General features: G+C 49.6%; 16 protein-coding genes. 9 read left to right on the forward strand and 7 right to left on the reverse strand.

The window, feature by feature from the left end:
• Window positions 1-102: 102 nt before the first annotated feature.
• Window positions 103-411, reverse strand: a complete 309-nt coding sequence (locus FDX09_RS11955; RefSeq protein ID WP_087856380.1) for a DUF1161 domain-containing protein — start codon at window positions 409-411, stop codon at window positions 103-105.
• A 103-nt stretch (window positions 412-514) separates the two neighbouring features.
• Between FDX09_RS11955 and FDX09_RS11960 the strand changes: the two genes are divergently transcribed.
• Complete coding sequence (locus FDX09_RS11960) at window positions 515-1,225, forward strand: YnfC family lipoprotein (protein ID WP_038643159.1); 711 nt, start codon at window positions 515-517, stop codon at window positions 1,223-1,225.
• Between the two features lie 6 nt (window positions 1,226-1,231).
• Here the strand turns inward: FDX09_RS11960 and speG are convergent, their stop codons facing one another.
• On the reverse strand, window positions 1,232-1,792 hold the full coding sequence (gene speG, locus FDX09_RS11965) for a spermidine N1-acetyltransferase (RefSeq protein ID WP_137347256.1): 561 nt from the start codon (window positions 1,790-1,792) through the stop codon (window positions 1,232-1,234).
• A gap of 37 nt (window positions 1,793-1,829) precedes the next feature.
• The gene (locus tag FDX09_RS11970; protein WP_137347257.1) at window positions 1,830-2,171 is read right to left on the reverse strand and encodes a DUF1283 family protein; all 342 of its coding nucleotides are present in this window, start codon (window positions 2,169-2,171) and stop codon (window positions 1,830-1,832) included.
• Window positions 2,172-2,323: 152 nt separating this feature from the next.
• On the opposite strand from FDX09_RS11970, the gene FDX09_RS11975 reads away from it, so the two are divergent.
• The 5 genes from FDX09_RS11975 (at window position 2,324) to FDX09_RS11995 (ending at window position 8,069) form a co-directional block, all read left to right on the forward strand.
• A complete protein-coding gene (locus FDX09_RS11975; protein ID WP_038640517.1) occupies window positions 2,324-2,650 on the forward strand; it encodes a YnfA family protein in 327 nt (108 codons plus the stop codon).
• 107 nt (window positions 2,651-2,757) lie between these two features.
• A complete protein-coding gene (gene rspA, locus FDX09_RS11980; RefSeq protein WP_003832907.1) occupies window positions 2,758-3,972 on the forward strand; it encodes a starvation-sensing protein RspA in 1,215 nt (404 codons plus the stop codon).
• Window positions 3,973-3,985: 13 nt separating this feature from the next.
• A complete protein-coding gene (locus FDX09_RS11985; protein ID WP_137347258.1) occupies window positions 3,986-5,005 on the forward strand; it encodes a Zn-dependent oxidoreductase in 1,020 nt (339 codons plus the stop codon).
• Between the two features lie 53 nt (window positions 5,006-5,058).
• Window positions 5,059-6,438, forward strand: a complete 1,380-nt coding sequence (locus FDX09_RS11990; RefSeq protein ID WP_137347259.1) for an MFS transporter — start codon at window positions 5,059-5,061, stop codon at window positions 6,436-6,438.
• Window positions 6,439-6,602: 164 nt separating this feature from the next.
• A complete protein-coding gene (locus tag FDX09_RS11995) occupies window positions 6,603-8,069 on the forward strand; it encodes a mannitol dehydrogenase family protein (protein WP_137347260.1) in 1,467 nt (488 codons plus the stop codon).
• Between the two features lie 75 nt (window positions 8,070-8,144).
• Here FDX09_RS11995 and ydfZ read toward each other — a convergent pair whose 3' ends face one another.
• The 3 genes from ydfZ to ydfG all read right to left on the reverse strand — a co-directional run bounded on the left by ydfZ (window position 8,145) and on the right by ydfG (window position 10,058).
• A complete protein-coding gene (ydfZ, locus tag FDX09_RS12000; protein WP_038640526.1) occupies window positions 8,145-8,348 on the reverse strand; it encodes a putative selenium delivery protein YdfZ in 204 nt (67 codons plus the stop codon).
• A gap of 190 nt (window positions 8,349-8,538) precedes the next feature.
• Window positions 8,539-9,225 (reverse strand): GntR family transcriptional regulator, encoded by a 687-nt coding sequence (locus FDX09_RS12005; protein ID WP_085048244.1) that lies wholly within the window; start codon window positions 9,223-9,225, stop codon window positions 8,539-8,541.
• A gap of 86 nt (window positions 9,226-9,311) precedes the next feature.
• Window positions 9,312-10,058, reverse strand: coding sequence for a bifunctional NADP-dependent 3-hydroxy acid dehydrogenase/3-hydroxypropionate dehydrogenase YdfG (gene ydfG / locus FDX09_RS12010; protein ID WP_085048243.1), 747 nt, complete (start codon window positions 10,056-10,058; stop codon window positions 9,312-9,314).
• Between the two features lie 137 nt (window positions 10,059-10,195).
• Here ydfG and dcp point away from each other — a divergent pair, with 137 nt between their 5' ends.
• Both dcp and FDX09_RS12020 read left to right on the forward strand, forming a co-directional pair.
• Window positions 10,196-12,241, forward strand: coding sequence for a peptidyl-dipeptidase Dcp (gene dcp, locus FDX09_RS12015; protein WP_137347261.1), 2,046 nt, complete (start codon window positions 10,196-10,198; stop codon window positions 12,239-12,241).
• A 167-nt stretch (window positions 12,242-12,408) separates the two neighbouring features.
• Entirely contained in the window at window positions 12,409-13,335 is a 927-nt protein-coding gene (locus FDX09_RS12020) for a diguanylate cyclase (RefSeq protein WP_087856385.1), read from the forward strand.
• Between the two features lie 283 nt (window positions 13,336-13,618).
• Here FDX09_RS12020 and mgtS read toward each other — a convergent pair whose 3' ends face one another.
• Window positions 13,619-13,714, reverse strand: a complete 96-nt coding sequence (mgtS, locus tag FDX09_RS12030; RefSeq protein ID WP_137347262.1) for a protein MgtS — start codon at window positions 13,712-13,714, stop codon at window positions 13,619-13,621.
• A gap of 486 nt (window positions 13,715-14,200) precedes the next feature.
• On the opposite strand from mgtS, the gene urtA reads away from it, so the two are divergent.
• Window positions 14,201-15,472 carry an urea ABC transporter substrate-binding protein gene (gene urtA, locus FDX09_RS12035; RefSeq protein ID WP_137347263.1) on the forward strand — a complete coding sequence of 424 codons (1,272 nt, stop codon included), beginning with the start codon at window positions 14,201-14,203 and terminating at the stop codon, window positions 15,470-15,472.

A 15,472-nucleotide genomic window follows, 5' to 3' on the forward strand; every position in this document is an offset into this window, starting at 1 on the left:
ATAGCATGCTAATAATGGAGTGAGTTTACCCACTTATAGGCATGTCACCTTAATGCATATCAAAGGGGAGCGACCCTCCGCGAGCGGAGGGCACTATTTATTTTATTGCGGCTCGGCAGCATGCCCGTCCTGGGCAGGGGTGCTATTGGCGGGGGCATTGCCACTGTTGGTCCGGGTATAGAGAATCTTATGCGTATCGTTTGCACAATGTCCCACTACCAGGGAATCAGGTTGATCGGCCTGATCGTTGGGGACGATACTCAGCGTAAAGCTGGATTCCGCTACGCCATTATTTATGATGCGCTGCTCAATATCGCTCTTAACGCGTTCGCAGGACGCTGGCGCCGCCAGAACTTGCGGGGAAGCAGCTGCCAGTAAGATTGCGGCAATTCCTGTTATGTATTTCATCATCAGCTCCTTTTATGATCGACATGAACTAAGAGTAGCATTTCTGGTGTAAATAACTGTATTTGCTAATATGATTGAGAATTATCTTCTTATCCAGGTGAAAAATGTGAAGAAACAGACCCTGTTAGTTTTCCTGTGCGCCGTACTGGTCGGGTGTGATAACGCCAAAGGGCTGGTTTCTTTTACGCCGGAAATGGCCAGTTTTTCCAATGAATTTGATTTCGATCCGCTGCGTGGACCAGTGAAAGATTTCAGTCAGACGCTTCTAAATGATAAAGGTGAAGTTTCCAAGCGCGTTGTCGGTACGCTCTCGCAGGAAGGGTGTTTCGATACGCTTGAACTGCACGATATCGAAAACAATACCGGCATGGCGCTGGTTCTGGATGCCAACTACTATCGCGATGCCGAAACGCTGGAAAAAAAGATTCGCTTGCAGGGTAAATGCCAGCTAGCGGAACTGCCTGCTGCCGGTGTGGTGTGGGATACCGACGATAACGGCTTTGTCGTTTCCGCCACAGGAAAAGAGATGAAAGTCCAGTACCGCTATGACGCGGAAGGCTACCCGCTGGGTAAAACTACTGTCAGTAAAGACAATACTTTACAGGTTGATGCCAAACCGTCGGTTGATCCGCTGAAGAAGCTGGATTACACGGCGGTGAGTATGCTGAACAATCATCCATTGGGTAATGTCAGGCAAACGTGTAAGTACGATAACTACGCCAACCCGGTCAACTGCCAGCTGGTTATCGTCGACGAAAGCGTGAAGCCAGCAGTTGAACATCATTATTCGATTGAAAACACCATCGATTACTACTAGTCGCCTTTACTGAGCGGTAGGTTGTAGCAGGTTAGGACCTGACGTTTTGTGTTCCGCCAAATACTGCTGCTGGAAAATACACATACGGATGGTGTTGCGGTACTGGCCGTTGATAAAGAATTCATGAATCAATTCACCTTCCACCATAAAGCCGAGTTTACGGTAGATGTGGATGGCTTTTTCGTTCTCTTTATCGACGATCAGATACAGCTTATATAAGTTGAGGACGGTAAAACCATAATCCATCGCCAGCTTTGCCGCCCGCGAAGCCAGACCTTTACCCTGATATTCAGGCGAAATAATAATCTGGAATTCAGCCCGGCGGTGGACGTGGTTAATCTCTACCAGCTCCACCAGCCCGGCTTTTTCACCTTCGCATTCCACCACGAAGCGACGTTCGCTTTGGTCGTGAATATGCTTGTCGTACAGGTCTGACAGCTCAACAAACGCTTCGTAAGGCTCTTCGAACCAGTAACGCATAACGCTGGCGTTGTTATCAAGCTGGTGGACAAAACGTAAATCTTCACGCTCCAGCGGGCGCAGCTTAACACTGAGGACGCTAGTCATATTGTATCCTTGCAATATCCTTTAAGGTGCATAGTCATTATGGTGCAACGGTACGGCCAGTACGACGGTCGAGGCAGCGCAGGGTGTTAGGTTCCCAGTAGGCGTTAATATTGGTGCTCTGTTCGCACTTATCACGGCTATCAAAGGCCGCGTCGGCTTTGTCCCACTCTTTCTCAGTACGCTTGTTCACTTTCTGACGTAACTGGCGTGTATCGTTCCATTGTTCCTTTTCCATGGCGGCCTGTTGACGGCTTTGCGCACTGTCCCCGGATTCAATGACCAGTTTACTGGTTTCAGCAAATGCTGAAGAGGTGTACACAGCCGCCGCAAGCGTCAGCATAGCCGTCAGACACAGACGTTTGGTCAGTGTAATATTCATGGCGAATTCCTTTTATGAGAAAGGGAAAAACGATAAAACAGGGTTAAATTCTACACTATTCCTGCTTCAGGGCATACCCACTGAGCGGATATGGATACGTTGGCGATATTCTGTCGTATCATGGTTAAACCGAAGATAACTGAATAACGTCAATGCTGAAGACTACCTTTCTCTTTTTCGTCACTGCTTTATGCGAAATCATCGGCTGTTTTTTACCCTGGCTGTGGCTTAAACGAGGCGCGACGGCGTGGTTGTTGGTACCCGCCGGAGTGTCTCTGGCCTTATTCGTCTGGCTGTTGACGCTGCATCCGGCCGCGAGTGGGCGAGTTTACGCGGCCTATGGCGGCGTTTATGTTGTCACTGCGCTGCTATGGCTGCGCTTTGTCGATGGCGTAAAACTCAGCCTGTATGACTGGTCTGGTGCGCTGGTGGCCTTGTGCGGGATGCTGATTATTGTGGCTGGATGGGGGCGCGCATAGCGCCTTTTTTGTGATCAACGAGGGCTTTTTCGATCTTTATACTTGTATGGTAGTAGCTCAGTTGAGTAAATTTCCTGCATCACAAGAACAGATGTAAGGAATAAAAAATGAAGATTGTCGGGGCTGAAGTTTTTGTCACCTGCCCGGGGCGTAATTTTGTTACGTTAAAAATAACGACAGAAGACGGGATCACCGGGCTGGGAGATGCCACCTTAAATGGCCGCGAGTTATCCGTGGCGTCCTATCTGAAAGATCATGTCTGTCCGCAACTTATCGGACGCGACGCGCATCGAATCGAAGACATCTGGCAGTTTTTCTATAAAGGCGCGTACTGGCGTCGGGGGCCGGTCACCATGTCGGCGATTTCCGCAGTGGATATGGCATTGTGGGATATCAAAGCGAAAGCGGCGAACATGCCGTTGTATCAGTTGCTTGGCGGCGCATCGCGTGAAGGGGTCATGGTTTACTGCCACACCACAGGGCATACCGTAGATGATGTGCTGGAGGATTACGCGCGACATAAAGAGATGGGCTTTAAAGCGATTCGCGTACAGTGCGGCGTACCGGGCATGAAAACCACTTACGGTATGTCTAAAGGCAAAGGTTTGGCCTACGAACCCGCGACCAAAGGGCAGTGGCCGGAAGAGCAGCTGTGGTCTACAGAGAAATACCTCGATTTCACGCCGAAACTGTTTGCCGCCGTTCGCGATAAATTTGGTTTTAACGAACATCTGCTACATGACATGCACCATCGCCTGACGCCGATTGAAGCTGCCCGGTTTGGCAAAAGCATTGAACAATATCGTCTGTTCTGGATGGAAGATCCCACACCAGCCGAAAACCAGGAGTGTTTCCGCCTGATCCGCCAGCATACGGTCACGCCGATTGCAGTAGGGGAAGTCTTCAATAGCATCTGGGATTGCAAACAACTGATCGAAGAACAGTTGATCGACTATATCCGCACCACCATTACCCATGCGGGCGGTATTACCGGTATGCGCCGTATTGCCGATTTTGCCTCGTTGTATCAGGTACGCACGGGGTCACATGGACCTTCCGATCTGTCACCCGTATGCATGGCCGCAGCACTGCATTTTGATCTGTGGGTGCCGAACTTCGGCGTTCAGGAATATATGGGGTATTCCGAGCAAATGCTGGAAGTGTTCCCGCATAACTGGACTTTTGATAACGGCTACATGCACCCGGGCGATAAGCCAGGCCTTGGTATCGAGTTTGACGAAAAACTGGCCGCGAAATATCCGTATGACCCGGCATATCTGCCTGTCGCTCGCCTGGAAGATGGTACGTTGTGGAACTGGTAAGGAGTGATTTGCTATGAAAAGTGTTGTGATTGAAAAACCAAATACGCTGGTCATTGCCGAACGGCCCGTTCCAGAGCCAGCAGCGGGAGAGGTCAGGGTGAAGGTAAAACTGGCGGGAATTTGTGGTTCCGATAGCCATATTTACCGCGGGCATAATCCATTTGCGCAATATCCTCGCGTTATCGGCCACGAATTTTTTGGCGTGATCGATGAGGTAGGTGAAGGTGTCGATCGTTCGCGAATAGGTGAGCGAGTGTCCGTTGATCCCGTTATCAGTTGCGGGCATTGCTATCCCTGTTCGATAGGTAAACCCAACGTTTGCACATCGCTGGTGGTGCTGGGTGTTCATCGCGATGGTGGTTTTAGCGAGTACGCCGTAGTGCCGGCAAAAAATGCCTGGCCGATCCCCGATACCGTACCAGATGAACATGCCGTCATGGTCGAGCCTTTTACCATCGCCGCGAACGTAACCGGGCAAATTAAACCCACAGAAAATGATATTGCGCTGATTTATGGCGCAGGGCCTATGGGGCTGACCACCGTACAGGCGCTTAAACGTGTCTATAAGGTAAAAACGGTGGTGATTGCCGACAGAATCGAAGAACGCCTGAGCATGGCGAAACGGTGCGGTGCTGACTGGGTAATAAATAACGGTCAGCAATCTTTGCACGATTTCCTGGCGGAAAAAGAGCTTAAGCCGACGATCATCGTAGATGCGGCCTGTCATCCATCCATTTTACAGGAGGCTATTACGCTGGCATCGCCAGCCGCGCGAATTGTTCTGATGGGCTTCTCTAGCGAACCTTGTCAGATTGTTCAGCAGGGTATTACCGGGAAAGAACTTTCAATTTATTCCTCAAGATTAAATGCCAATAAATTCCCGGTTGTTATTGATTGGTTGGTTAACGGACTTATTAGCCCTAATCAACTTATTACCCATACTTTTGACTATCACCACGTTACAGACGCAATTGAATTGTTTGAGAAAGATCAGCAGCACTGCTGCAAAGTTTTACTCACATTCACTGAATAATATAAATAACTGCGAGTAAGTGGTACGCATCTTACCTCTAAGAGATAGCCAATATGAATCAAGAAAAACACGAAAGATCCACCACAGATCTGGTCAGAGCCGCCGTATCCGGATGGTTAGGTACTGCGCTCGAATTTATGGATTTTCAGTTATATTCTTTGGGTGCCGCACTGGTATTCCATGAGATATTTTTCCCGGAACAATCTGCGGCGATGGCTCTCATTTTAGCGATGGGAACCTACGGCGCAGGATATATTGCTCGTATCGTCGGGGCATTTATATTTGGCAAGATGGGGGACAGCATCGGGCGTAAAAAGGTGTTGTTTATCACGATTACAATGATGGGGATTTGTACAACATTAATCGGCGTGCTGCCAACGTATGCGCAAATCGGTATCTTTGCGCCCATACTGCTGGTGACGCTGCGTATTGTGCAAGGACTTGGCGCGGGGGCTGAGATCTCCGGGGCGGGTACTATGCTTGCCGAGTATGCGCCGAAAGGAAAACGTGGGATTATTTCCTCACTTGTCGCCATGGGTACCAACTGTGGGACCCTTAGCGCAACGGCCATCTGGGCGGTGATGTTCTTTGCTCTTGACCGTGAAGAATTATTAGCCTGGGGATGGCGCATTCCGTTCCTGGCCAGTGTTGTGGTGATGATCTTTGCCATCTGGTTACGTATGAATCTCAAAGAAAGTCCGGTATTTGAGAAAGTGAATAATGAGGAAAATGCGCCTGCATTAAACAATTCGTCGGAAAATACGCTGGGCGCGATGTTTACCAGTAAATCCTTCTGGCTGGCCACCGGTTTACGTTTTGGACAGGCGGGAAACTCAGGATTAATCCAGACATTCCTCGCCGGTTATTTAGTGCAGACTTTGTTGTTTGATAAATCAATTCCCACTGATGCATTAATGATTAGCTCGGTACTGGGATTTATTACCATACCGCTGCTCGGTTGGTTGTCTGATAAATTTGGCCGTCGATTGCCATATATTATCCTCAATATCTCAGCCATTATTTTGGCTTACCCGATGTTGTCTATTGTAGTGGATAAAACGTATAGCCCTGGCGTTATCATGTCAGCATTGATTGTTATTCATAACTTTGCTGTGTTGGGATTATTTGCTCTCGAAAATATCACCATGGCTGAAATATTTGGTGCTCGCAATCGGTTTACGCGAATGGCGATTTCAAAAGAGGCGGGCGGATTGGTAGCCGTTGGTTTTGGGCCGGTTCTGGCCGGCATTTTCTGCAACATGACCAATTCCTGGTGGCCAATTCTGGCGATGGTTATTGCCTACTCACTGATCGGTCTGGTGTCCGCGTTGTTGATGCCGGAGGTCAAAGACCGCGATCTGAGCGTGCTTGAGGATGCCGCTGAAGTGAGTCAGACGGATAAAGTTCGTTGCTCAGCGACCCAGGTAAGCTAAGACCTGGCTGTAGCATGGACGGGGCGGTCATGCTCCGTTCATGCTATTACACAGCTTTAAATGATGTCATACCAATCATAAAAAGCTTAATGCAAATCAAAACATACAACCCTGCAGGCGTTACTCTGAGACAGTCCTGATTTCATTGATAAGTAGGTCATACCATGCAAAACAAGCTGTTAGCGGCAAAGGCTGCGCTTCCTGACTACGATCGTACTACTCTGATCCCGCGTATTGTTCATCTGGGATTTGGCGCGTTTCATCGCGCACATCAGGGTGTTTATGCTGACATCCTGGCTGCAGAACACGGCAGTGACTGGGGCTATTGCGAAGTGAATCTGATTGGCGGTGAGCAGCAGATTGCCGATCTGAAACAGCAAGATAATTTGTATACCGTTGCGGAGATGTCTGCGGATGCGTGGACTGCCAGAGTCGTTGGTGTGGTGAAAAACGCGCTGCATGCGCAGGTAGATGGTCTGGAAAGCGTACTGGCTGCGATGTGTGAACCGCAGGTGGCGATCGTTTCTCTCACCATCACCGAGAAAGGATATTGCCACTCTCCGGCGACGGGTCAACTGATGTTAGACAACCCCATGATTGCCGCCGATCTGCAAAATCCAAAACAACCAAAAACTGCGCCAGGCGTGGTGGTTGAAGCCCTGGCGCGTCGCAAAGCTGCGGGATTAGCCGCATTTACCGTGATGTCCTGCGACAACATGCCTGAAAACGGCCACGTTATGCGCAATGTCGTCACCGCGTATGCCCGGGCGGTAGATGCTGAACTGGCTACGTGGATCGAACAGCATGTGACGTTCCCCTCTACAATGGTGGACCGCATTGTTCCTGCGGTTACTCCGGATACGCTGGACAAAATTGAACACATCACCGGGGTACGCGACCCGGCAGGCGTAGCCTGTGAACCGTTCCGTCAGTGGGTAATTGAAGATAACTTTGTCGCCGGTCGTCCGGCATGGGAAAAGGCCGGGGCGGAGCTGGTATCGGATGTGATTCCGTTTGAAGAGATGAAACTGCGTATGCTCAACGGCAGTCACTCTTTCCTTGCCTATCTTGGTTATCTGGCGGGTTATCAGCATATCAACGACTGCATGGAGGATGAAAATTATCGTCTTGCCGCTCGAGCGTTGATGTTGCAGGAACAGGCGCCGACGCTGAAAGTGAAAGGGGTGGATCTGCAACACTATGCCGATCTGCTCATTGAGCGCTACAGCAACCCGGCACTGCGTCACCGTACCTGGCAGATTGCGATGGACAGCAGCCAAAAACTGCCGCAGCGTATGCTCGATTCAATTCGTTGGCACATTGCGCATGGCAGCCATTTTGCGCTGCTGGCACTGGGCGTAGCCGCCTGGATGCGCTATGTCGGCGGTGTGGATGAACACGGTCAGGCGATTGAAATCAGCGATCCGCTGTTGCCAGTGATCCAGACTGCGGTCCGCAGTAGTCACGAGGGGGAAGCGCGCGTTCAGGCGTTACTGGCGATTGATGCCATTTTTGGTCGCGAATTACCGCAGGTAGAACTGTTCAAAAGCCAGGTCACAGAAGCCTATCTTACTTTACTGGCTGAAGGGGCAAAGGCAACGGTTGCGAAGTATGCTGCAAAACTGAAGTAACCAAGGGCATCATTTATGTCGCCATCTGGCTTTAAACGGGCCAGATGGCGCAGTGTTTTCTGGCATTCACACCAATTAGTTCATGCCCAAACGAATCAACTCGAGTGGGGCATATTTGCCTTCACACCCTTCGATTGCCACTGTTTTGCCACGGCGAATTTGCTCAGCGGTCAGGCCATCGGTATCTATCGCTGTAATGCGGCCTGTGAGTCCGGTGTTGCTAATCATGACGCGACTGCCAGTGGTGATTGCGTTACGGTTACGATCGTATGTTTTCATGGTGTTTTCTCCTTTCCAACTCACCGTCAAAGCCCGTGGGCTTTTAGTCCCACGTAACGGGCGCAATATAAATACGCTTCTCGTTAATGATTTTTTTTGTTTTCGATCAAAGTCACAGCTTTTTTTAGGCAGATGTGCAGGAGAGGGGAAAACGTTGAAAAACTCACCCCGCAGAGAGGTGAGCGTCATATTAATCTTCGCTGAACCAGTCGCTATTTTCCTGGCGAATAAGCTGAACAGACTCACCGATTTCCTGAAGGTGCAGCATCATTGCACGCTCGACGCCGTCACCATCATGTTTTTCAAGTGCGGCAAAGATATCGTGATGCTGGCGCAGCAGCATTTCAGGAGGGGAAATGTGATCCAGGCTCATATAGCGAACGCGGTCAATGGTGGCCTTTATATTCTCGACGGTGTCCCAGGCGAGCTGGCACTCGGCGATTAAAGCCAGTTTCTGATGAAACTCATCGTCAAGCTGGAAGAAATCATTAATTTGTTTTCGGTCAATCGCGATACGCTGCTGATGCAGATTCTGTTCGAGCTGATAGCACTGTTTATCGGTGATCAGGGCGGCGGCGCGGCGGACCACGGCACATTCAATCGCCTGGCGAACAAAACAGCCATTTTGCACCTGCGACAGCGAAATTTTGTTCACGTAGCTGCCACGCTGCGGACGGATCTGAATCAGACCGTTCTCTGCCAGTTTGATGAATGCCTCTCGTACCGGCTGGCGTGACACATTAAAGCGTACAGAAACTTCTTTCTCCGACAGCGGCGTACCCGGCGCAATCAGACAGTGCACGATATCACGACGAAGAATACGGTAAATCTGCTGATTTACAGGCTGTGTAGGGTTGAGCTGCGTTTCTACGGTCATTCATTCTTACTTTTTAGAGAGTTAACCCAGATATTTTATCACTTATTTCAGGCTATCTATACCCGGCGCAAGGCCGGGCAGAGAAATTAGCTCCGATGGATACTCAGCCCGGCAAAAGACTGTGTGACAGGCATCATTTCAAGGGTGTTAATGTTGACATGAGCGGGTAACGAAGCCACCCACCATACCGCTTCTGTAACATCTTGTGGGGTCAGCGCAGTGGTATTTTCGTAAGTTTTTTCCGCCTTGGCATCATCGCCTTTGAAACGCACGTTAGAGAATTCCGTACCGCCAACCAGACCCGGCTCAATGTCGGTAACACGAATCGCTGTCCCGTGTAAGTCAGTACGTAAGTTGAGGCTAAACTGACGGACAAACGCTTTGGTCGCGCCATAAACGTTACCGCCGGCGTATGGCCAGCTACCCGCGGTAGAGCCGATATTGATAATATGTCCGCGATTGCGCTCAACCATACCAGGCAGCACGGCACGGGTCATATAAACCAGGCCTTTGTTGTTGGTATCGATCATGTTTTCCCAGTCTTCAATGCTGGCCTTGTGGGCAGGTTCGAGGCCCAGCGCCAGACCTGCGTTGTTGACCAGAACATCAATATCGCGCCATTCAGCAGGTAAGGACGCCAGCATCTCTTCAATCAATGCGCGATTACGTACGTCCAGTTGCGCGGTATAGAGGCGGTCACCCAGCTCATCTTTGAGTTCCTGCAGGCGCTCCTGGCGGCGTCCGGTGGCAATAACTTTATGCCCATTCTCAATAAAACGACGCGTAATGCACTCACCAAAACCTGCGGTTGCTCCGGTTACTAAAACGATCATCTCACTGTTCCTCAACGCTTTTTATGTAGTACTACCATAGCACGTCATTTCCGGTCAGAGCTATTCCTGGTTAACAGGATTGCGGTCGATCCCCGGGAAGTCTACTCTGGTAAACAAATCGTTTTCAGGAGTGAAAGATGTCGTTAACGAATCCTTTTTTACACCACAGTACATTGCCGTATCAGGCACCGCAGTTTGATCAAATTGACGTGCAGCATTATCGTCCGGCGTTTGATGAGGGCGTGCGGCAAAAACGCAAGGAGATCGCGGCAATTGTACAAAACCCACAGGACCCGGATTTTGCTAACACGTTGCTGGCGCTTGAACAAAGCGGCGCGCTGCTCACGCGCGTAACCAGCGTTTTCTTTGCGATGACGGCGGCGCACACTAACGATGAACTACAACGCCTTGACGAAGCGTTCTCAGCAGAGCTGGCGGGACTTGCCAATGATATCTATCTTGATGGCGCGCTTTTCGCCCGCGTCGATGCAGTCTGGCAACGACGTCATACCTTAGGTTTGGATTGCGAATCAGTGCGTCTGGTGGAGGTTGTCCACCAGCGTTTTGTACTGGCAGGCGCTCGCCTCAATGAGGCCGACAAAGCACGCCTCAAAGCGCTCAACACCGAGTCAGCCACGCTGACCAGTCAGTTTAATCAGCGTCTGCTGGCGGCGAACAAGTCCGGTGCTTTGGTGGTAGATGATGTCCGGCGGCTTGACGGACTTAGCGCCGAAGAAATTGCCGTTGCCGCTGAGGCTGCAAAAGAAAAGGGGCTTGAATCACGTTGGGTTATTGCGTTATTGAATACCACTCAACAACCGGCGCTTGCCGTGTTACGCGATCGCCAGATCCGTGAAGACCTGTTTACCCAGGCATGGACGCGGGCCGAACACGATGACGATAACGATACCCGGGCTATTATTCAGCGTCTGGTCGACATCCGCATGCAACAGGCAAAATTACTCGGTTTTGCCAATTATGCGGCCTGGAAAATCGCCGACCAGATGGCTAAAACGCCTGAGGCGGCACTTTCGTTTATGCGGGCGATCGTTCCGGCCGCGCGCCAGCGTGCGTTGGATGAACAGGCTGAAATCCAGAAAGTCATCGATCAAGAGCAGGGGCAGTTTAGCGTCAGGGCCTGGGACTGGGCATTTTATGCTGAGCAGGTCCGCCGCGAGAAATACGCCCTTGATGAGGCACAGCTTAAACCTTACTTTGCTCTGGATACGGTGTTGAACGAGGGCGTTTTCTGGACGGCCAATCAGCTCTTTGGTATCAAATTCGTTGAGCGATTCGACATTCCGGTTTATCACCCGGATGTTCGGGTATGGGAAATTTTCGACCATGATGGCGTAGGACTGGCGTTGTTTTATGGTGATTTCTTCGCCCGTGAATCAAAAAGCGGCGGGGCATGGATGGGCAATTTTGTTGAGCAATCGGAGCTTAACGAAACCCGACCCGTTATTTACAATGTTTGTAATTATCAAAAACCCGTAACGGGTAAGCCGGCGTTACTGCTGTGGGATGATGTCATTACGTTATTTCATGAGTTTGGCCACACGTTACACGGTCTGTTTGCCACTCAGCGTTATGCCACGCTTTCAGGCACTAACACTCCGCGTGATTTTGTCGAGTTTCCTTCGCAGATTAACGAACACTGGGCGAGCCATCCGCAGGTTTTTGCCCGATTTGCCCGTCATGTCGAAACCGGGGAGCCAATGCCGCAGGCGTTGCGGGATAAAATGCAGCGGGCCAGCTTGTTTAATAAAGGCTACGATATGACCGAACTGCTCAGTGCCGCATTGTTGGACATGCGTTGGCACAGTCTGGAGACGAAGGCGTCATCTTATTCAGTTGATCAATTCGAGCAGCAGGCGCTGGCGGCAGAAGATCTGGATCTTCAGGCCGTGCCGCCACGTTATCGTAGCAGTTATTTTGCCCATATCTTTGGCGGCGGCTATGCTGCGGGTTATTACGCTTATTTATGGACGCAAATGTTGGCTGATGACGGCTATCAGTGGTTTGTAGATCAGGGTGGATTAACCCGCGAAAACGGGCAGAAATTCCGCGAAGCGATTTTGTCCCGCGGGAACAGTACTGATTTAGCTGAACTTTATCGCCAGTGGAGCGGGCGCGATCCCCGCATGGAGCCGATGCTGGAACATCGTGGTTTGAGCGCGTAAGGCACTGTCAGTAAAAAAATTGAGCCGGGCGTGATGCCCGGTCTTATCTTACTGTTCATTATTGCACCTGATAAGATTTATTCTCAAAATAAAAAAATTACATAAATTTTCTTTTTTATCGTTAAGATGATTGCATCAGAAACGTTCGAACAGGGAGGAAGATCGTGATGATGAGAAATACGATGGAAATAGATGCAATTTTGATCGAGTTGAACAAGTCAATTGATGCCCACTATAAATGGCTGGTGAATATGTTCCGTTGCGCAGTAACCTCGAATGCTACGCAACCAGATATCATGGGTGACAACGCGCATTTTGTTTGCCAATTTGGACAGTGGCTTAATAATCAATCGCTGCGCAATGAAGATGATTGTAGCTATGTGAATAAGATAAATACTGTTCATGAAAAAATGCATTTATCAGGCAAGGATTTGCTATTGGCAATACTGGAGAAACGGAGTTATCCATGGCATTTCACCAAATTCGAGGACGCGTTACTGGCATTTACGTCTGCTGTAATGGACTATAAAATATATTTGCTGAGTATCCGGAGCAATATCGACATATTAACAGGCTTACCGGGCAGAAGAATGCTCGATGAGTCTTTTGACCAACAGTTAATCGATGCCGAACCGCTTAACCTTTATATATTGCTGCTGGATATCGACCGTTTTAAACACGTTAATGATACGTATGGTCATCTTGTGGGGGACGTAGTATTACGCGCTCTGGCAGCAAATTTTCTGGCATGGACGCGATATGATGAACAAGCTTACCGCTACGGTGGCGAAGAGTTCATTATCATCATCCGAACGAAAACTGATGAGCAGGCCCGCCAGGCTGGGTTGCGATTGTGTCAGCTTGTTGGCCAGCAAAAAATCCCTTACGCAGATGGAGAGATCGCTATCACCGTAACGGGCGGTATCACCAGAGCTCAGCGGGATGAGAAATTAGATACCGCTCTTGGGCGGGCTGACAGAGCGATGTATCAGGGAAAACAGAGCGGCAGAAATCGCTGTATGTTTATGGATGAACGCGAGCAGATCACCCTGGTTAACGCCAGTGATGGGCTTTCGTTCCACCTCAGCGCGTGAGATCCACCTAAGCTGTTTTGCGTTAGTTACGTTTCGTTTAGCTTTCATTGGGGTTGCCGATGATAGGTTAGCCAGATATCCGTTATCTTCGCAGGGAATTGCCAGATAGCGTATAAAGCAAAACACAAATCTATCCATGCAAGCATTTACCGCTGGTTTATCCGGCGGTTTTTTTTATTGATGGCCAGGGAAAAGGTGCAGGAAAGGCGATTCAGGTAAAAAAATGGCCCCTTGTGCAGTGACGCTACAAGGGGCCGGTTCGGTGCAGGACTATCGTCGTTCATCAATCATCCCATCTCTGGCTAAAATACGCGGCCAGAAAACCGGAAAATAAAATAATTCCCAGAACAGCCATAAAAATATTCATATTACCCAGCATAGTAAATGCTCCTTTATCTGTGAGTTTCCTCTCTTACCTTAAGTTCACCTCGCTTATGACTATAGTAGCAATTGCAACTTAAACAAAGGCTGAACTGTATGATTATTTCGTCTGAAATGTAAAAAATTGACGCGATTTTGTCGGGGAAAATAAATAATAGTGACAAGGCGCGCTTATCCTCGGCAAATTAACCACGATTTTATGCTGAGTGCCAAAGTCATTGTTATACGACCCCCATGCAAATTGTTGCACGGTTATAATGCAACGCTGTCTCATGGTGGTTCAATTTTCCTGGCGATCCGCCTTATTGGCGAAATATTTTCATCCAGCCACTGAACTGTACTACTCTAATGCTTTGATTTTATATGGTGTTTTAATATCTGGCATCGTTTTTGCCTTATCACTTCTGAATCCCCTTAATTTGCACCGTTTTGTCTGCCCGGCTGCACCGGAGCTTTCAGCGAATCTAATTTCAGGAGTGAAACTATGCAGCGTCGTACAATTTTAAAAGCTTTTGCGTTATCGGCCTCCGTTATGGCAATGGGCATGAGTTTTAGCGTCCAGGCGGCTGACACTATTAAAGTGGGCATCATGCATTCGTTATCCGGAACGATGGCGATTTCCGAAACGCCGTTGAAAGATGTGGCGTTGATGACTATTGACGAAATCAATGCGCAGGGCGGCGTGTTGGGCAAAAAGCTGGAGCCGGTGGTGGTTGATCCAGCCTCGAACTGGCCTTTATTTGCTGAAAAAGCTCGACAGTTGCTGAGTCAGGACAAAGTAGCGGCGGTGTTCGGGTGCTGGACATCGGTTTCGCGTAAATCGGTGTTACCGGTATTCGAGGAGTTAAATGGTTTGCTGTTTTATCCGGTGCAGTATGAAGGCGAGGAAATGTCGCCTAACGTCTTTTATACCGGCGCGGCGCCTAATCAGCAGGCGATCCCGGCTGTTGAGTATCTGATGAGTGAGGACGGCGGCAGTGCGAAACGCTTCTTCCTGCTGGGGACTGATTATGTTTATCCGCGCACGACTAATAAAATTCTCCGTGCCTTTTTGCATTCGAAAGGCGTTGCCGATAAAGACATCGAAGAGGTGTATACCCCGTTTGGACACAGTGATTATCAGACCATAGTCGCCAGCATTAAAAAATTCGCCGCAGGGGGAAAAACGGCGGTGGTCTCAACCATCAACGGTGATTCTAATGTTCCATTCTATAAAGAGTTAGCGAACCAGGGGCTGAAAGCCACCGATGTTCCGGTGGTGGCCTTCTCCGTAGGTGAGGAAGAATTGCGCGGTATTGATACGAAACCGTTGGTAGGTAACCTTGCCGCCTGGAACTACTTTGAGTCCGTGGATAATGCGGCTAACAAGAAGTTTGTCGCGGATTACCGGGCGTATGCCAAAGCGCACAAATTACCGAATGCGGATTCGGTTGTGACAAACGACCCAATGGAAGCCACCTGGGTTGGTCTGCATATGTGGGCACAGGCAGTAGAAAAAGCCGGAACTACCGATGTGGATAAAGTCCGTGCTGCAATGGCAGGGCAATCATTCGCCGCACCATCTGGCTTTACCCTCACGATGGATGCCACCAACCATCATCTCCACAAACCCGTCATGATTGGCGAGATTGAAAGCAATGGTCAGTTTAACGTGGTGTGGCAAACCGATGAGCCGGTCCGCGCCCAGCCGTGGAGCCCGTATATCTCCGGCAATGATAAAAAATCTGAACAACCCGTAAAAACCGCCAGCAACTGA

It is taken from the genome of Citrobacter sp. wls717 (assembly GCF_005280955.1).
GTDB lineage: Bacteria > Pseudomonadota > Gammaproteobacteria > Enterobacterales > Enterobacteriaceae > Citrobacter > Citrobacter werkmanii.

Excerpts from the sequence above, each read along its gene's own strand:
- FDX09_RS11985 (WP_137347258.1), top strand. The coding sequence starts at position 3,986 with ATGAAAAGTGTTGTGATTGAAAAACCAAATACGCTGGTCATTGCCGAA.
- FDX09_RS12020 (WP_087856385.1), top strand. The coding sequence starts at position 12,409 with ATGATGAGAAATACGATGGAAATAGATGCAATTTTGATCGAGTTGAAC.
- ydfG (WP_085048243.1), bottom strand. The coding sequence starts at position 10,058 with ATGATCGTTTTAGTAACCGGAGCAACCGCAGGTTTTGGTGAGTGCATT.
- ydfZ (WP_038640526.1), bottom strand. The coding sequence starts at position 8,348 with ATGAAAACATACGATCGTAACCGTAACGCAATCACCACTGGCAGTCGC.
- FDX09_RS12005 (WP_085048244.1), bottom strand. The coding sequence starts at position 9,225 with ATGACCGTAGAAACGCAGCTCAACCCTACACAGCCTGTAAATCAGCAG.
- speG (WP_137347256.1), bottom strand. The coding sequence starts at position 1,792 with ATGACTAGCGTCCTCAGTGTTAAGCTGCGCCCGCTGGAGCGTGAAGAT.
- FDX09_RS11995 (WP_137347260.1), top strand. The coding sequence starts at position 6,603 with ATGCAAAACAAGCTGTTAGCGGCAAAGGCTGCGCTTCCTGACTACGAT.
- mgtS (WP_137347262.1), bottom strand. The coding sequence starts at position 13,714 with ATGCTGGGTAATATGAATATTTTTATGGCTGTTCTGGGAATTATTTTA.
- FDX09_RS11955 (WP_087856380.1), bottom strand. The coding sequence starts at position 411 with ATGATGAAATACATAACAGGAATTGCCGCAATCTTACTGGCAGCTGCT.
- rspA (WP_003832907.1), top strand. The coding sequence starts at position 2,758 with ATGAAGATTGTCGGGGCTGAAGTTTTTGTCACCTGCCCGGGGCGTAAT.
- FDX09_RS11970 (WP_137347257.1), bottom strand. The coding sequence starts at position 2,171 with ATGAATATTACACTGACCAAACGTCTGTGTCTGACGGCTATGCTGACG.
- dcp (WP_137347261.1), top strand. The coding sequence starts at position 10,196 with ATGTCGTTAACGAATCCTTTTTTACACCACAGTACATTGCCGTATCAG.
- urtA (WP_137347263.1), top strand. The coding sequence starts at position 14,201 with ATGCAGCGTCGTACAATTTTAAAAGCTTTTGCGTTATCGGCCTCCGTT.
- FDX09_RS11975 (WP_038640517.1), top strand. The coding sequence starts at position 2,324 with ATGCTGAAGACTACCTTTCTCTTTTTCGTCACTGCTTTATGCGAAATC.
- FDX09_RS11990 (WP_137347259.1), top strand. The coding sequence starts at position 5,059 with ATGAATCAAGAAAAACACGAAAGATCCACCACAGATCTGGTCAGAGCC.